Source organism: Streptomyces sp. NPDC058650 (assembly GCF_042717315.1).
Taxonomy (GTDB): domain Bacteria; phylum Actinomycetota; class Actinomycetes; order Streptomycetales; family Streptomycetaceae; genus Streptomyces.
Map to the genome: position 1 here is coordinate 369195 of NZ_JBHXRL010000008.1, position 14772 is coordinate 383966.

General features: G+C 73.3%; 15 protein-coding genes and 1 tRNA gene. 1 reads left to right on the top strand and 15 read right to left on the bottom strand.

Annotated elements, in window-relative coordinates; all coding sequences use genetic code 11:
- Positions 1-107: 107 nt before the first annotated feature.
- A tRNA-Lys gene (locus tag ACFWWU_RS17655) sits at positions 108-181 on the top strand.
- A 117-nt stretch (positions 182-298) separates the two neighbouring features.
- Here ACFWWU_RS17655 and ACFWWU_RS17660 read toward each other — a convergent pair.
- From ACFWWU_RS17660 to ACFWWU_RS17730, 15 genes are all read right to left on the bottom strand, one after another.
- Positions 299-424, bottom strand: a complete 126-nt coding sequence (locus ACFWWU_RS17660) for a hypothetical protein (protein WP_384145790.1) — start codon at positions 422-424, stop codon at positions 299-301.
- Positions 421-975 (bottom strand): glycoside hydrolase family 6 protein, encoded by a 555-nt coding sequence (locus ACFWWU_RS17665; RefSeq protein WP_384145793.1) that lies wholly within the window; start codon positions 973-975, stop codon positions 421-423. The genes ACFWWU_RS17660 and ACFWWU_RS17665 overlap by 4 nt, the downstream gene beginning before the upstream one ends.
- Before the next feature lie 215 nt (positions 976-1190).
- Positions 1191-1859, bottom strand: a complete 669-nt coding sequence (locus ACFWWU_RS17670) for a class F sortase (RefSeq protein WP_384145796.1) — start codon at positions 1857-1859, stop codon at positions 1191-1193.
- Between the two features lie 3 nt (positions 1860-1862).
- Complete coding sequence (locus ACFWWU_RS17675) at positions 1863-2531, bottom strand: hypothetical protein (RefSeq protein WP_384145799.1); 669 nt, start codon at positions 2529-2531, stop codon at positions 1863-1865.
- A 73-nt stretch (positions 2532-2604) separates the two neighbouring features.
- The gene (locus tag ACFWWU_RS17680; protein WP_384145802.1) at positions 2605-3384 is read right to left on the bottom strand and encodes an HAD-IIA family hydrolase; all 780 of its coding nucleotides are present in this window, start codon (positions 3382-3384) and stop codon (positions 2605-2607) included.
- A 111-nt stretch (positions 3385-3495) separates the two neighbouring features.
- The gene (locus ACFWWU_RS17685) at positions 3496-5040 is read right to left on the bottom strand and encodes an alkaline phosphatase family protein (protein WP_384145804.1); all 1545 of its coding nucleotides are present in this window, start codon (positions 5038-5040) and stop codon (positions 3496-3498) included.
- 163 nt (positions 5041-5203) lie between these two features.
- Positions 5204-6262 (bottom strand): 2-aminoethylphosphonate ABC transporter substrate-binding protein, encoded by a 1059-nt coding sequence (locus tag ACFWWU_RS17690; protein WP_384145807.1) that lies wholly within the window; start codon positions 6260-6262, stop codon positions 5204-5206.
- A 94-nt stretch (positions 6263-6356) separates the two neighbouring features.
- Entirely contained in the window at positions 6357-7154 is a 798-nt protein-coding gene (locus ACFWWU_RS17695) for an ABC transporter permease (protein ID WP_384145810.1), read from the bottom strand.
- Positions 7141-7983 (bottom strand): 2-aminoethylphosphonate ABC transporter permease subunit, encoded by an 843-nt coding sequence (locus ACFWWU_RS17700; protein ID WP_384145813.1) that lies wholly within the window; start codon positions 7981-7983, stop codon positions 7141-7143. The genes ACFWWU_RS17695 and ACFWWU_RS17700 overlap by 14 nt, the downstream gene beginning before the upstream one ends.
- Positions 7984-8017: 34 nt before the next feature.
- On the bottom strand, positions 8018-9070 hold the full coding sequence (locus tag ACFWWU_RS17705) for an ABC transporter ATP-binding protein (RefSeq protein WP_384145816.1): 1053 nt from the start codon (positions 9068-9070) through the stop codon (positions 8018-8020).
- On the bottom strand, positions 9067-9753 hold the full coding sequence (locus tag ACFWWU_RS17710; RefSeq protein ID WP_384145819.1) for a phosphonatase-like hydrolase: 687 nt from the start codon (positions 9751-9753) through the stop codon (positions 9067-9069). The genes ACFWWU_RS17705 and ACFWWU_RS17710 overlap by 4 nt, the downstream gene beginning before the upstream one ends.
- 5 nt (positions 9754-9758) lie before the next feature.
- The gene (locus ACFWWU_RS17715) at positions 9759-10880 is read right to left on the bottom strand and encodes a TIGR03364 family FAD-dependent oxidoreductase (protein ID WP_384145823.1); all 1122 of its coding nucleotides are present in this window, start codon (positions 10878-10880) and stop codon (positions 9759-9761) included.
- A 218-nt stretch (positions 10881-11098) separates the two neighbouring features.
- The gene (locus tag ACFWWU_RS17720; RefSeq protein WP_317595652.1) at positions 11099-11866 is read right to left on the bottom strand and encodes a GntR family transcriptional regulator; all 768 of its coding nucleotides are present in this window, start codon (positions 11864-11866) and stop codon (positions 11099-11101) included.
- A gap of 50 nt (positions 11867-11916) precedes the next feature.
- Positions 11917-13317, bottom strand: a complete 1401-nt coding sequence (locus ACFWWU_RS17725; protein ID WP_384145828.1) for a hypothetical protein — start codon at positions 13315-13317, stop codon at positions 11917-11919.
- 125 nt (positions 13318-13442) lie between these two features.
- On the bottom strand, positions 13443-14720 hold the full coding sequence (locus ACFWWU_RS17730) for an ROK family protein (RefSeq protein ID WP_384145830.1): 1278 nt from the start codon (positions 14718-14720) through the stop codon (positions 13443-13445).
- Positions 14721-14772 lie beyond the last annotated feature (52 nt).

The following is a 14772-nucleotide window of genomic DNA, read 5'->3' on the forward strand; positions in this document are numbered from 1 at the left end:
GCATTTTGACGGATCGAAGGCCCAGTACGACCATCCGACAGGCCGGACGCGATCGATATTGGTCAGGAGCACGCCTCCAGGTCCGGTAGAGTTCTCTCTGTCAGCAGGCGCCGCTAGCTCAGTTGGTTAGAGCAGCTGACTCTTAATCAGCGGGTCCGGGGTTCGAGTCCCTGGCGGCGCACGCAGAGTCAAGACCCCCTCACTTACGGTGAGGGGGTCTTGGTCGTTCTCGGGGTCTCTCCCCCGCCCGAACTACCCGGTGTTGCGGGCGAGTTCCAGCGCGTACGCGTCGCACCACTCACCCGCCCTCGGGCCGCGGCTGTCGGCCGTAGGTGGTGCTCGCCGCGGTCGTCCGGAAGTTCGAGACGTTGACCGCGAAGCCGTCGGACTCGGCGATCCCCGCTCCTGGAGCGGGCCGCGTCACGGCGTCCGGTTCCAGGACGACGGTCGCGCGCCGCGCGCCGAGTGCCGGCCGCAGTCGCGGTGCGGGATGCCGTAGGGGACGAGGAGCGCCTCGCGGCCGGCGCGGGTGGCGGCCTCGGTGACGGCGCGGGTCTCGGCCTCGGGCCGGTCGGAGCCGATCCACTCGGCCACCGGCCGTGAGGCGATCCGCCGCAGGAGTTCGGCCTCGGCGGTACGGCCCGCGGCGAGGTGCGCGGCCAGCTGCCGGGCGGCCTTGCCGTCGGGGGTCACCCAGTGGGGGGTGGGGGCGGACGGGGTCGGGGCGCGGGCCGCCCCGGCGGCGGGCCGGGTGGGAGCGGGGGCGCTTCTCCCGGCGGGCGGGTCGCTTCTCCCGGCGGGCGGATCGCCTCTCGCGGCGGGCGGATCGATCGTGGCGTGGGGGGCGCTCGTGGCGCGGGGGTCGATCGTGGCGCGCGGGGCGGCCGGGGGCGTACAGCCGGCGGCGAGGAGGCACGCGGGCGCGAGAGCCGGGAGGGTGGGTCCCGCACGACGCGCGCAGGGAGATACGGACATTCGGGACGCCTCGGCACGTACGGAGCGGTCGCCGTCATCGTGACACGACAGCCCTCTGGGCCGGGCGAGGCAGGGCCTCTACAGTTTCCGGAACCCCGACCTCCCGCGGCCGGCACCGGGCTCCTCCCGCCGCCCGTGAGCCCCGTGGTCGAGGACTGGACCGGCCGGTGGTGCCGCGGGACGCGAGCCACCGGCCGGGCCCGGTCGCCGGGACCTCAGGTACTCCCCGTGCCCGTGAGGTACGCCGAGACGACCACGTTCGCCGAGTACGTACCGGCCGTGCGGTCGAAGGTGCCGCCGCAGGTGATCAGGCGGAGTTCGGCGCGGCCGGGTTCGCGCCGGCCGTAGACCTTGGTCGCGTCGAAGTGCTCGCGCGGGAAGACCTGGACGTCGTCGACCGTGAACTCGGCGACCGTGCCGTCCGTCCGGGTGACCCGGACCTTCGCACCGGGGCGGGCCGCGCTCAGGCCGTAGAAGACCGCCGGGCGGGTGTCGGTGTCGACGTGGCCGACGAGGAGGGCGGCCCCGGCCGCACCCGGAGCGGTGCCGGCGCCGAACCAGCCCACCGTGTGCGGCATCGCGAAGGGCGGCGGGTCGATCGCGCCCGTACCGTCCAGGCCGCGCGCCACGACGGGCGCGGCGATGCCGAGGGACGGGACCTCCACCCGCCGGGGTGCGGCGGGGGCGAGCGGCGCGTGGGCCGGGGGCAGCGCCACGCCGAGCGGCCTGCCGACGGCGGCGATGTCGCCGTGGGTGGGCGCGGAGCTGCCCCCGGGGCCCTCGCTGACCTCGCGGCCCCAGAGCCAGAGCCCGAGGAGCAGCAGCGCCCAGGCGACACCGGTGACGAGCCGCCCGGTGCCCGCCGGGCGGGTTCCGGACGGCACCCCTCAGTCCGAGCCCGAGCCCGAGCCCGTGCCCGTGCCGGAGCCGGAGCCGGCGGCGCGGCGGCGGGAGCTGCGGAAGGCGACCGCCACGGCCGCGATCGCAGCCATGCCGAGGCCGAGCAGGGTGTACGGGGTGCCGAGGCCGCTCTCGGTCGTGGTCTGGGCGACTCCGGGGGCGGCCGGGGCGGCGAAGGCGGCGGTGCCGCCGCCGCCCGCACGGACCGGGGCGACCGGGCTCGCGTGGTGCGTCGGCTTCTCGGTCGGCTTGTGCGTGGGCTTCTCGGTCGGCCTGTGAGTCGGCTTCTCGGTCGGCTTGTGGTGCTTGACCTGCACCGTGCCGACGTCCCGGTGGTCGTGGCCGTCGCAGGTCACGGTGACCTTGTACGTACCGTCCTCGAGTCCGGACTTGATCGTGGTGTCCCCGAACAGCGGGGAGCCCCCGCCGTCCCTGCCGGTGAGCTCCACGTCGGCGACGAACGCCTGGGACTTCGCGGCACCGGTCGTGCCCTTGCAGCCCTTGACGCGGACGTCGACGTCGGCGCCGGGCGAGGCGGTGGACGGGGTGACGGTGGCCTTCACCCCGTCGTGGGCGTACGCGCTACCGGCCGTGGGTGCCAGTACGAGTACGACGGCCGCCCCCGCGGCACGGAGAGCAATGGGACCTGAACGCATCGTGACCTCCTGGTACTGGCAGGGTCACCCGGATCGGCGCTCTTCGCATCCGCAGGGGGAGCCGGGAGGGGCCTCAGACGCGGTCGACGATGTCCGCGATCGAGTTCACGATCTTGGACGGGCGGAACGGGAAGCGGTCGATCTCGGCCTTGCTGGTCAGGCCGGTCAGGACCAGGAAGGTCTGCATGCCCGCCTCAAGACCGGCCAGGATGTCGGTGTCCATCCGGTCGCCGATCATCGCGCTGGACTCGGAGTGGGCGCCGATCGCGTTGAGGCCGGTGCGCATCATGAGCGGGTTCGGCTTGCCCGCGAAGTACGGCTCCTTGCCGGTGGCCTTCGTGATGAGCGCGGCGACGGAGCCGGTGGCCGGGAGCGGGCCCTCCAGGGAGGGGCCGGTCTCGTCGGGGTTGGTGCAGATGAAGCGGGCGCCGCCGTTGATGAGCCGTACGGCCTTGGTCATGGCCTCGAAGGAGTACGTCCGGGTCTCGCCGAGGACCACGTAGTCCGGGGCGTGGTCGGTGAGGACGTAGCCGATGTCGTGCAGCGCGGTGGTGAGGCCGGCCTCGCCGATGACGTACGCGGTGCCGCCGGGGCGCTGGTCGTCGAGGAACTTGGCGGTGGCGAGGGCCGAGGTCCAGATGTTCTCGACGGGGACTTCGAGGCCCATCCGGAAGAGGCGTGCGTGCAGGTCGCGGGCGGTGTACATCGAGTTGTTCGTGAGCACCAGGAAGGGCTTCCCGGTCTCCCGCAGCTTCTTGATGAACGCGTCGGCGCCGGGGATCGGGACGCCCTCGTGGATGAGGACGCCGTCCATGTCGGTCAGCCAGGATTCGATCGGCTTGCGCTCTGCCATGGGTGCGGGACTCCTGCCGTACAGACGTGCGGTGTGCTGGGGGCGCCGCGACAGCGCTGTGGCGACGCCCCCAGGGTAGTCAGGATGCGCTGGTCCTGACCCCGTCGGTGATCAGGAAGCCGTGACCTTGACGCCGTCGATCGTCCAGTACCAGTTGTTGGCACCGGTGTAGCGGAAGCGGAAGCTCACGCTGGACGTCCCGGCGGGGACGTTCACCGTCAGCGACTGCGGCTGGGAGATCACGTCGGAGGTGTAGCTCTTGACGACCGTCGGGGTGCCGCCGTTGAAGCTCGCCAGGACCTGCGCGGTCTGGCTGCCCTCCTGGCGGTAGAAGGTCGTGAAGTCGAGCATGGCCCGGGTCGCGCCCGCGACGCTGTACGCCGGGGTGACCAGGGTCGAGTCGTACGGACCCGAGAAGGACTTGTCGGCCCACTCGTCGGAGTCGGCGACGGCGAAGACGCCCCGGGCACGGACGTTGAGCTCGCGGGACTGGTCACGCTGGGCGCGGGACCAGAACTCGTCGGTGGCGAAGGACCAGCCGCGCCACTCGGTCATGCCGCCGGTGCCCATGGCGTTGTTGACGACGGACCAGCCGCTGGGCGCGGTGTGGGTGAAGCCGAGGATCCCGGCGGGGATGCCGGTCTCGTCGACACGGCCGGTGAGAGAGCCGTACAGGCTGTCGAAGGCGTCGGTCGAGCGCTGCTGGATCGGCTTGCCGTCGAGGCCCCAGGACGGGGAGGGGACGATGCCGAGCTGGTGGAAGACGGTGGCGGCGACGTCGACGAGCCGGGTGTCGATCGGGCGGGCGCCGGCGGCGATGCCGGGGCCCTGGGCGAGGACGAACGTGCGGCGCTCCTCGATGGCGGAGCCGCCGTGGCCGCCGCCGTCGGTGTGGCCGTGGTCGGTGGTGACGATGACCGTCCAGCGTTCCGTGGCGTACGCGGGGCGGGCCTTGATCGCGGTGAGGAGGCGGCCGAGGTAGGCGTCCTGGACGTCGATGGCGTCGAGGTACCTGCTGTGCGCGGCGCCGTAGTTGTGGCCGATCTCGTCGGTCTCGCCGAAGTAGACGAAGAGGACGTCGGGGTTCTGGTTGCGGAGGATGTCCTCCGTCGCTTCGGTGATCACCAGGTCGTTGACCACGTAGTTGTTGTTGTAGACGAGCTTGGCGTCGGCGCCGGGGGTGACCGTGCCGTGGGTGTCCAGCTCGGGCCAGTCGACGGCGGCGAAGAGCGAGAGCTCGGGGCGGACCTGGTGCAGCCGGGCGAGGAAGCCGGGGTACTGGCCGTAGTTCTTGCCGGTGAAGGTGTTGTCCTTCACGCCGTGCTTGTCGGGCCAGACACCGGTGGAGATGGTGGACCAGCCGGGGCCGGAGGAGGTCGCGGCCATCGGGTTCGCGTAGAGCAGGGAGCGGCCGAACGTGCCGTTCGTCATCAGGGACTTGAGGTGCGGGGCCTTGGCGGCGTCGATCCTGTCGTACCGCAGGCCGTCCATGCCGACGACGAGCACCTTGTCCTTGCTGGTGCCGTTGGGGAGCGTGGGGGCGGCGGTGGTGGCCGCGTGGGCGGCGGGGGCGGTGAGCGCGCCGGTGGCGGCGACGGCCGCGGTGGCGCCCGCGGCGGCGAGCACGGTGCGGCGGGAGATGCCGTTGATCGGCATGTCGGAGTCCTCCGTCAGAGGTCGATAGGGGCGGACGCGCGCCAACGCCCCTGATTTCTCAGGGGCGTTGGTTCGTACCCGTTATCTTTCCGCGATGTACGGAGGCTTTCCAGGGGCGTGCGGTGAACTCTTGGCTACCGATCGGCTGCCGGTCGGCTGCCGATCAGCTGCCGGTCGCGGACTTCCATCCGTCGACGTACGTCTTGAGGTTCTTGTCGATGTCGGCCCAGTCCGGCTCGAAGATCTCGACGCCTTCGAGGAGCTTGGCGAGTTCGATCGCGTTGGCGTCGGTGGGCTTGACGTCCTTGCGGGCCGGGAAGCCGCCGCCGATCGCGCTGACCTCGCGCTGGGCCTGCTCGCTCAGCATGAAGTCGAGGAGCTTCTTGCCGTTGTCGGCGTGCGGGGCCTTGTCGACCAGGCCCGCCGCGTACGGCAGGGCGAAGGTGGTCGGCTTGCCGGCGCCCTTCGCCGGGAACCAGATGCCGAGGTTCGGCATGGACCGGGCCTGGGCGAAGTTCATCTGGACGTCGCCGTTGGCGACGAGCAGCTCGCCCTTGTCGACCTTCGGGGCGAGCTTGGAGGTGGAGGAGGACGGGCCGACGTTGTTGGCCTGGAGCTTCTTCAGGTACTCCATGGCCGGCTCCTGGCCGCCGAAGTCGTGCATGGCCTTGATGAGGACGGCGGTGCCGTCGCCCGCGACGCCGGGGGTCGAGTACTGGAGCTTGTTCTTGTACTTCGCGTCGAGCAGCTCCTCCCAGCTCTTGGGGGCGGCGGGCAGCTCCTTCTTGTTGTGGATGAAGCCGAAGTAGTTGTTGACGACCGAGGTCCACTTGCCGTCGCCGGACTTGTCGCCGCCGCCGACCTGGTCGGCGCCCTGGGGCTCGTACGCCTGGAGCAGGCCCTTGGAGTCGGCCTGCTGGATGAAGGGCGGCAGGGTCACGATGACGTCGGCCTGGGTGTTGCTCTTCTCGCGGAGGGCGCGCTGCACCATCTCGCCGGAGCCGCCCTCGACGTACTTGACCTTGATGCCGGTCTTCTTCTCGAAGTCCTTGAAGACCTTGTCGTACCAGCCGTCGCCCGCCTCGCCCTTGAGGCCGTCGGCGCTGTAGACGGTGACGATCTTCTCGTCGGAGGCAGCGGAGGAGCCGCCGCAGGCGGTGAGCGTGGAGGCGAGGGCGAGGGCGCCGGTGACGGCGGCGATCGGCTTGGCGTACGTACGCATAACGTCGTTCTCTCCTGGTGACGGGCGGGACTGCGGGGCTACGGCGCTGCGGGACTGCGGGACTGCGGGACTGTGTGGCTGTGTGGCTGTGTGGCTAGCGGAAGGAAGCTCTGGTGCGGATGCGGGAGACCGCGAGCAGGGCCAGCAGGGTCGCGGCCATGAGGACCACGGCGAGTGCCGAACCGGTGAAGAGCGAACCCCGGTCGGTGGCCGTGAAGATGAGCACCGGAAGCGGCAGCCAGTCCGGCGGGTAGAGCATCATCGTGGCGCTCAGCTCGCCCATGGACAGGGCGAAGCAGAGCCCGGCCGCCGCGTTCAGGGACGGCAGCAGCAGCGGGAGCCGCACGCGGAGCAGGACGTACGAGGGGCGGGCGCCGAGGCTGGCCGCCGCCTGCTCGTACATCGGGTCGAGGCGGCGGATGGCCGCCGAGACCGACTGGTGGGCGAAGGCCGTGACGAGCACGGTGTGCGCGAGGATCACGATCCAGCGCGTGCCGTTGAGGAGTACCGGCGGCTGTGAGAAGGCCACGAGGACGGCGAGTCCGACGACGACGGACGGCACGGCGACCGGCAGCATGAACAGCGCGTCGAGGATCCGGCGGCCCCGCTTGCCCATCGCGGTGGACGCGAGCGCCGCCCAGGTGCCGACGGTCAGGGCGATCACGCTCGCGGTGACGGCGGTGACCAGGCTGGTGGTGAGCGCCTGGAGGGATTCCCCGCGCACGGCCGCCGTGTAGTGGGCGGTGGTGGGGCCGGAGGGGAAGGCGCCGGACCAGTGGGTGGAGAACGAGGCGGCGACGATGACGAGCAGGGGCAGGGCGAAGAGGGGGACGAAGAGGACCGCGAACAGCGCCCACGCCGTCCACTTGCCGGTCCGGCTATGCACCAGCACGGCGGCTCACCCCCCGGTAGAGGACGTAGAGGCCGACGGAGAGCGCGACGTTGACGACGGCGACGACGCAGGCGGCGGCGTAGTCGGATTCGAGGATCGCCTTGCTGTAGACGAGCATCGGGAGGGTCGTGACGCCCTTGGCGCCGGTGAAGAGGACGATCCCGAACTCGTTGAGGCACATGACGAGGACGAGGCTGCCGCCGGCGGCGAGCGCCGGCAGCGCCTCGGGCAGGATCACCTGCCGGATGACGCGGATCGGCCTCGCGCCGAGGGAGGACGCCACCTCCAGCTGGGCGGTCTCCAGTTGCGAGAACGCGGCGAGGAGCGGGCGCATCACGAACGGCGTGAAGTACGTGATCTCGGCGAGGAGGACGCCCCAGGGCGTGGTCAGGAACTGGAAGGGGCCGGTCGGGTCGCCGGTGACGTCCGTCCAGACGCCGTTGGCCATGCCGACCGTGCCGTAGAGGAACAGCAGGGCGAGCGTGATCAGGAACGACGGGAAGGAGAGGAAGACGTCGATGAACTTGGCCACCGCCTTCCCGCCGGGGAAGGGCACGAAGGCGATCACGAGCGCGAGCGCGAAGCCGAGGACGAGGCAGCCGACCGTGGAGGCGACGGCGAGCCACACGGTGGTGACGAGGGCCTCGCGGAAGGACTCGGAGGCGAAGACGTCGGCGTAGGCGCCGGGCGCCAGGGACTCCTGGACGACCAGCGCGAGGGGGTAGAGGAAGACGAGCGCGAGGACGGCGACGGGGGGCAGTGCCCAGACCCAGGCGGGGAGGGAGCGGGGCGTCCTCGTGGCCGTCGCCGCCGGGGCGACGATCCTCATGGCGCCAGGGGGCGTCCTGTCGACGAGACGCCCCCTATCCATCGGTCACCCCCGCGCCGAGCAGCACCGCGTCCTGCGGGGCGAAGTGGAGCGTGACCTCGGTGCCGAGCGCCGGGGTCTCGCGGAGTTCCCGCACGTCCGCCTTCACGCGGTGGCCGCCGACCTCGACGTACAGCCGGTGGGTGGAGCCGCGCCACTGGACTTCGGTGACGCGGCCCCGGAGCGCGTTCGGTCCTTCGCCGAGGCCGACCAGGTGCGGGCGGACGCAGAGGGTGGCGCTCGCGCCGGAGGCGACCCGGTCCGTGGGGACCTTCAGCTCGGTGCCCGCGAAGGCCACCCCGTCCGCGCCGACCGTCACCGGCAGCAGGTTGGCGTTGCCGACGAACGACGCCGTGAACTCCGTACGCGGGCGCCGGTACAGGTCCTGCGGGGTGCCGCAGTCCTGGAGCCGAGCCTTGTCCATGACGGCGATCCGGTCGGCGAGGGTGAGCGCCTCGACCTGGTCGTGGGTGACGTACAGGATCGACACGTCGGGCAACTCTCGGTGCAGCCTGGCCAGTTCGGCGAGCATGCCGGAGCGGAGCTGGGCGTCGAGGGCGGAGAGCGGTTCGTCGAGGAGGAGGACGCGCGGCCGGATCGCGAGGGCGCGGGCGATGGCGACGCGCTGCTGCTGCCCGCCGGAGAGTTCGCGGGGGTAGCGGCGCGCGTACGCGGCCATGCCCGTCATCTCCAGGGCCTCGGCGACCCGGGCCGGGATCTCGGCCTTGGGCGCCTTCTGGGCCTTGAGGCCGAAGGCGACGTTGGCGTCGACGCGCAGGTGCGGGAAGAGGGCGTACTGCTGGACGACCATGCCGATGCCGCGCTTGTACGGCGGGAGGGCGGTGACGTCCTGGCCGCCGATGAACACCCGCCCGGAGGCCGGCCGCACGAACCCGGCGACGGCCCGCAGCGCGGTCGTCTTGCCGGATCCCGAGGGCCCGAGGAGGGCCATGACCTCGCCGGGTTCGACGGTCAGGTCGAGACTGTCCAGGACGGTGGTGCCGCCGTACGCGACGGAGACGCCCTCGAAGCGGATGCCGCTGTTCATGCCTCCAGCTCCCGGAGGAGTGCGGGGAGTTCGGCGATCGAGGCGATGACGTGGGTGGCGCCGTGCTCCTCGAGGGCGAGCTCTCCGTGGGCGCCGGTGAGGACGCCCGCCACGATCCCGGCGCCCGCGCGGGAGCCGCTGAGCATGTCGTACGAGGTGTCGCCCGCGACCGCGATCCGCCGGACGTCGTCGACCGCGCCCGTACGGAGGAGGGCCGCGAGGACCATGTCCGGGTAGGGGCGGCCCCGGCCGCCGGCGTCGGCCGGGCAGAGGGTCAGCTCGACGAGGTCGCGCCAGCCGAGGGCGTCGAGGATGGCGTCCTGGGTGACCCTGGCGAAGCCGGTGGTGAGGACGACGGTCCTGCCCTGCTCCTTGAGCGTGGCGACGGCCTCGGCGGCGCCGGGGATCGGCGCGATCAGGCCGCCGGAGACGAGCTCCCCATAGGCCTCCTCGAAGGCGAGGTTGGCCTGCTGGGCGCGGTTCTCGTCGCCGCCGAAGAGGTGGCGGAAGACGGAGATCTTGGACTCGCCCATGGTGGCGCGGACGTAGTCGATCATCGTGGCGGGGTCCTCGCCGAGGCGCTCGGCGGCGGCTCCGAAGGCCCGCTCGACGAGGCCGCCGTCGGCGACGGTCGTCCCGGCCATGTCGAGGACGACGAGGTTCATCGGGTTGTTCTCGGTCATCGGTGTCACCAGCCCAGTTCGTTCGCGGTCGTCTCGGCGATGGCGGGCGAGCAGGTCATGCCGCGCCCGCCGGGCCCGGTCACCAGCCACACGCCGTCGCCGACCTGCTGGCGGTGCACGACCCGGCTGGTGTCGACGCACTGCGCGTACACCCCGGCCCAGCGGCGCTTGACCTTCGGCAACGGTCGGCCGAGGAAGGACTCGACGACGCGGGTGAGGTGCTCGTAGGGGTCTTCGAGGGTGTCGAAGGCGAAGGGGTGCTCGTACTCGTGGGTGTCGCCGATGGTCAGTCCGCCGTCGAGCCGCTGCACCATGAGGAGCTGCATCTTGTGGGCGGCGGCGGTCGGGTCCTGCGGCTGACCGGAGTTGAGCGCGTCGAGCGCCTCGGAGGCGTACGCCGGGTAGTAGCGGAAGGAGTCGGCGTCGGCAACGGAGGTGGTGAGCGGCTCGCCGAGGGGCTCGGTCTGCATCATCTGGAGCCGGACCCGGCGGACGGGTATCTCGCCGGCGACCTCGCGGACGAGGCCGGAGAGCCAGGCGCCGGTGCACAGGACGACGGCGTCGCCGGTGTGCGTCTCGCCCCGGTCGTCGCGGACGGCGCCCCTGCCGACGACGTCCCGGACCTCGCGGTTCGGCAGGAAGGTGTACTTCCCGGTGGCCAGCAGCGCCTCGCGGAGGGCGAGTTGGGCGAGTCGCGGCTCGACGGCCGCGTCCCGCTCGCACCAGAGGGCGGCCTCGAACGCCCCTCGGAGGGCGGGGTTGACCGCGCGGGCCTCGTCCGCCGTCAGCAGCTTGTAGCCGCGGGCGGCGGCGTCGGGCCGCGCGAGGGCGGCCTCGGCGACGGCCAGTTCCAGGTCGTTGCGTACGGGGGTGAGGGAGCCGATGGCCCGGAAGCCGAGCCCGGGGACGCGGGCCCCGATGCCCTCCCACAGTTCGCGGGCGCGCAGGGCGGTGTCGAGCTCCTCCCCGCCCGCGCGTCCGCTCACCCAGATCTGGCCGAAGTTGCGGAGGGATGCTCCGCGCGCCTCCGCCTCGCGCTCGATGTGTACGACCTCATGGCCGCGTTCCACTGCGTGCCAGGCGTGCATGGTTCCCACCACGCCGGCTCCTACGACGATCACCTTCATGGCCGAAACGGTCGTGGCGGCGGGTGGCTTGGGCGGATCCGGTGGGCAACGGGACGGTGAACGGCCCGACAAGCTTGGACCAGACCCGTTATCGTTCCGTGATATTTGGTGGGGTGCGGGGCCTACGGGCGGGGGGGCCGTGAGGGTCAGTCCTGGCGGCGCAGGTGCGCCAGTGGTCGCGGTCAGCCCTGGCGGCCCAGGTGTGCCAGTGGTCGCGGTCAGTCCTGGCGGCCCAGGTGCGCCGTGAAGCTGAACCGGTCGCCGCGGTAGAGGGTGCGGACCCGCTCCAGGGGGCGCCCCGAGGTGTCCCGGGAGACGCGGTGGAGCAGCAGCATCGGCAGTGCGGGCGGGGTGCCGATGAGCAGGGCCTCGCGCGGGGTCGCGAGCACGGTCTCGATCCGCTCGTCGGCGTCGCCGAAGGTCACGCCGAGGTGGTCGTGGAGGTAGGCGTAGAAGGAGGAGTCCGGGTCGAAGTCGACGTCCAGGCGGGGGGCGCGGGCCTCGGTGACGTACGTGCTCTCCAGGCCGACCCGCTCGTCGTCGGCGAGCAGCACGCGCTCCATGTGCCAGACGGGCTCGCCGCGTTCGGCGCCGATCTCCGGCGCGAGCGCCTCCGGGCAGGGGAAGCGGTCGAGGGAGATCAGGCTGCGGCCGGGGCGGCGGCCCTGCCGGCGGACGCCCTCCGTGTAGCTGGCGAGCGAGAGGGGCTGTTCGAGCTTGGGGCCCGCGACGACCGTGCCCCGGCCCTGGCGGCGCACCCTGCCTTCCAGGAGCAGTTCGCGCAGCGCCTGCCGGACGGTCTCGCGGGACACCTCGTACCGGACGGCGAGGTCACGCTCGGTGGGCAGCAGCCCACCCTCCCCCAACTCGTCGACGAGCAGGGCGAGTTTGGCCTTCACGGCGTAGTACTTGGGAACCCTGCCGTGCTCGGGAACGCCGGAACGGACGGGGGCGCCGGGGTCGGCGGGGGCGGTCTGGTAGTTCACGGAGGGATCGTCGCAGACGGTGATGAACGGGGAGGTGTACGGAACGTGGCTCAGGGGTGCCGGGGGCGCCGGGGGGCGCGGACGGTACCGCCGGCGGTACCGCGGACGGCGCTGCGGGCGGTCCGCCGGACCGTACGGCGGGCGGTACGGACGAGGCCGGCGCCGAGCAGGGCGAGCGCGGCGGCGAACGGGGCGAGGGCGAGGGCGTCCTCGCCGGACTCCCGTCCGGTGTGGGCGAGTTCACGGCTCGGGGCGGTGGCGTCCGCGTCCTTCGGGACCTTCGGTTTCGGCTCCGCGGGGGTCCGGGCCGGAGGCTCGGCCGCTTCGGCGGTCGGCTCGGGGGTACCGGATCCGTCGGGTGCGGCGGGGCCGACCGTCAGGCGGTAGTCGCCGGACGCGCCGACCCAGTCGCCGTCGGCGCCCCGGCGTTGGACGACCGCCGCGCTCACGACGACCTCGTCGGGGGCGGTGTCCTCGCGGAACGCCAGCCGTACGGGCACGGTGAGGGTCCGGCCCGCGGGGACCGCGAAGCCGCCGAAGTCGGCGAACACGCCCACGTTCTCGGCCGCCTCGGTCGTCTCGAACACCACGGGCCACCAGCGGGCCGACCCCGCGTCGTAGAACTCGAAGCGGATCTGGGCGGGCCGGAGGGCGCGGTCCCGGTCGGCGAGGACGAGGACGGGGTGGACGCCGGTGCAGGACGCGTCGGTGGCGTTCGTGAGGTCGAGCTTCCAGGCCTGGAGGGGGCCGCCGGCGGCGTAGTCGTCCGGGCCGCCGTGGATCCGGGTCGCGAGCGGGAACCCGCCGTCGGCCGCCGTACCGCAGGAGGGGGCGGGCGGGTCGGGGGCGGGCACGACGGGGGCCGGGGCGTCGGGCGCGGGGGCGTTGAGGGCGGGGGACGCGGAGGTGCTTGGGGCGGGGGCGGCTGCGCCGGGGGGCGGGGCGCCGGGGGCGGGGGCGCCGGGGGCGGGCTCGCTGAGGGCGCGGGCACCGGGGGCGCGGGCACTGAGGGCGGGCTCGCTGAGGGCGGGGGCACTGAGGGCGGGCTCGCCGAGGACGCGGGCACTGAGGGCGGGCTCGCCGAGGACGCGGGCACTGAGGGCGCGGGCACTGAGGGCGGGGGCACTGAGGGCGGGGGCACTGAGGGCGGGCTCGCCGAGGACGCGGGCACTGAAGGCTGGGGCGCTGAGGGTCGTGGTCGCTGCGGCGATCGCCTCCGGAGTGGCGTCCCCTGGGGCCGGGGCTTTCGCGAGCGCCTTCGGGGCCGGGGCCGCCGCTGGGACCGGGGCCGCCGCTGGGCCAGGGGTCGCGAGGGCGGGGGCCGTGAGGGCGAGGGCCGCGGTTGCGGTGGCCGCCGAGACGGCCGCCGTCTTCGCGGTCGCTCTCGCCGACGCGGCCAGGGTCACGGTCACGGCGAGGGCGGTGCGCTGGCGCAGGGGGGCGGGTGCCATGGGGTGGCTGCCTTTGCTGCTCGCGGGCGTACGGGTCGGCCGCGACGCTGCCACGCCCGGGCGGGCGGGCCGGGCAGCGACACCGCACGCGCCCCCGGACGGCCCGAGCAATCCGCCCGATCAGCCTATTGTCCGAAGATCGGAGCGAGAACGAGCCACGCCGCGCCCACCGCCACCGCCTGGGGGGCCGCGGCCACGGCGACCGGCGTCGGGAGCCCGAGCCCGGCGAGGACCTCCCGGGCCCCGTCGGCGAACACCTCCGGCGCGCCGAGCACCACCCGCCCGCCCAGCAGGACCTGATCGATGTCGAGGAGCCGTACGAGGTTGGCCGCGCCCGCGCCGAGGATCCGCGCGGCCTCGGCGAGTTCGCCGCGCGCGACCGCCGCGAGGCAGAGGACCTCCAGGCAGCCCCGCCCGCCGCAGTCGCACGGGGGCCCGTCGAGCTGGACGGTCTGGTGCCCGAGTTCGCCCGCCCCGGTCCTGTCCCCGCGCAGCGGCGCGCCGCCGAGGACGAGGCCGGCGCCCAGCCCCGTACCGAGGTGGACATAGGCGAAGGAGCCGGCGGCGGCGGGGCGCAGGGCGAGGCCGAGGGCGGCGGCGTTCGTGTCCTTGTCGAGGACGACGGGCAGCCCGAGACGCCGGGTCAGCTCGTCCCGTACCGGATACCCGTCCCAGGAGGGGAAGCCGGTCACGCGGCCGGGCACGCCGGCGCGATGGTCCAGGGGCCCGGGCATGGCGACGCCGACTCCGAGGACGGGACCGGCGGACTCCCCGACCTCGACCGACTCCCCGACCTCGACGGACTCAGCCGCCCCGGCGGCCCCGGCGGACTCCCTGGCTCCGGCGGACTCGCCAGCCCCGGCGGACTCCCCAGCCCCGGCCGACTCACCGACCCCGGCTGACTCACAGGCCCCGGCCGACTCACCGACCCCGGTGGACTCACCAGCCCTGGCCGACCCACCGCTCCCGGTGGACTCACCAGCCCCGAGGGGCTCACCCGCCCCCTCCGTGAGCAGCGCCCGCACCTCGCCCGTCACCGCGTCCAGGACCGGCCCCGCCCCCTCCCCCAGGTCGACCGGGCGGCGGCGCAGGGACACGACCGTGCCCGCGAGGTCCGTCAGGAGGGTCGTCAGCTCGTCGCGGTCGAGGTGGACGCCGACCGCGTACCCGGCGGAGGGCACCAGGCGCAGGACCGTGCGGGGCTTTCCGCCCGTCGAGGCACGGTGGCCCGCCTCCGCCGCGAGGCCCTCCGCCCGGAGCCTGGCGGTGATCTTGCTGACGGCCTGCGGGGTGAGACCGGTCCTCTCGGCCAGCTCCAGGCGGCTGATCCCCGTCTCCCCCGCCGTGCGCAGGAGGTCGAGCACGAGCGCCGCGTTGTGGCTGCGCAGCGCCGGTACGTTCACGCCGCTCAGGCCCCTCGGATACCTCTGCTCCCTCTTCACGCCCCCATTGTCG

Coding starts and splice junctions, on each gene's coding strand:
- ACFWWU_RS17665 (WP_384145793.1), bottom strand. CDS start 975: ATGTCCGTATCTCCCTGCGCGCGTCGTGCGGGACCCACCCTCCCGGCT.
- ACFWWU_RS17675 (WP_384145799.1), bottom strand. CDS start 2,531: ATGCGTTCAGGTCCCATTGCTCTCCGTGCCGCGGGGGCGGCCGTCGTA.
- ACFWWU_RS17680 (WP_384145802.1), bottom strand. CDS start 3,384: ATGGCAGAGCGCAAGCCGATCGAATCCTGGCTGACCGACATGGACGGC.
- ACFWWU_RS17685 (WP_384145804.1), bottom strand. CDS start 5,040: ATGCCGATCAACGGCATCTCCCGCCGCACCGTGCTCGCCGCCGCGGGC.
- ACFWWU_RS17690 (WP_384145807.1), bottom strand. CDS start 6,262: ATGCGTACGTACGCCAAGCCGATCGCCGCCGTCACCGGCGCCCTCGCC.
- ACFWWU_RS17700 (WP_384145813.1), bottom strand. CDS start 7,983: ATGAGGATCGTCGCCCCGGCGGCGACGGCCACGAGGACGCCCCGCTCC.
- ACFWWU_RS17705 (WP_384145816.1), bottom strand. CDS start 9,070: ATGAACAGCGGCATCCGCTTCGAGGGCGTCTCCGTCGCGTACGGCGGC.
- ACFWWU_RS17710 (WP_384145819.1), bottom strand. CDS start 9,753: ATGACCGAGAACAACCCGATGAACCTCGTCGTCCTCGACATGGCCGGG.
- ACFWWU_RS17715 (WP_384145823.1), bottom strand. CDS start 10,880: ATGAAGGTGATCGTCGTAGGAGCCGGCGTGGTGGGAACCATGCACGCC.
- ACFWWU_RS17725 (WP_384145828.1), bottom strand. CDS start 13,317: ATGGCACCCGCCCCCCTGCGCCAGCGCACCGCCCTCGCCGTGACCGTG.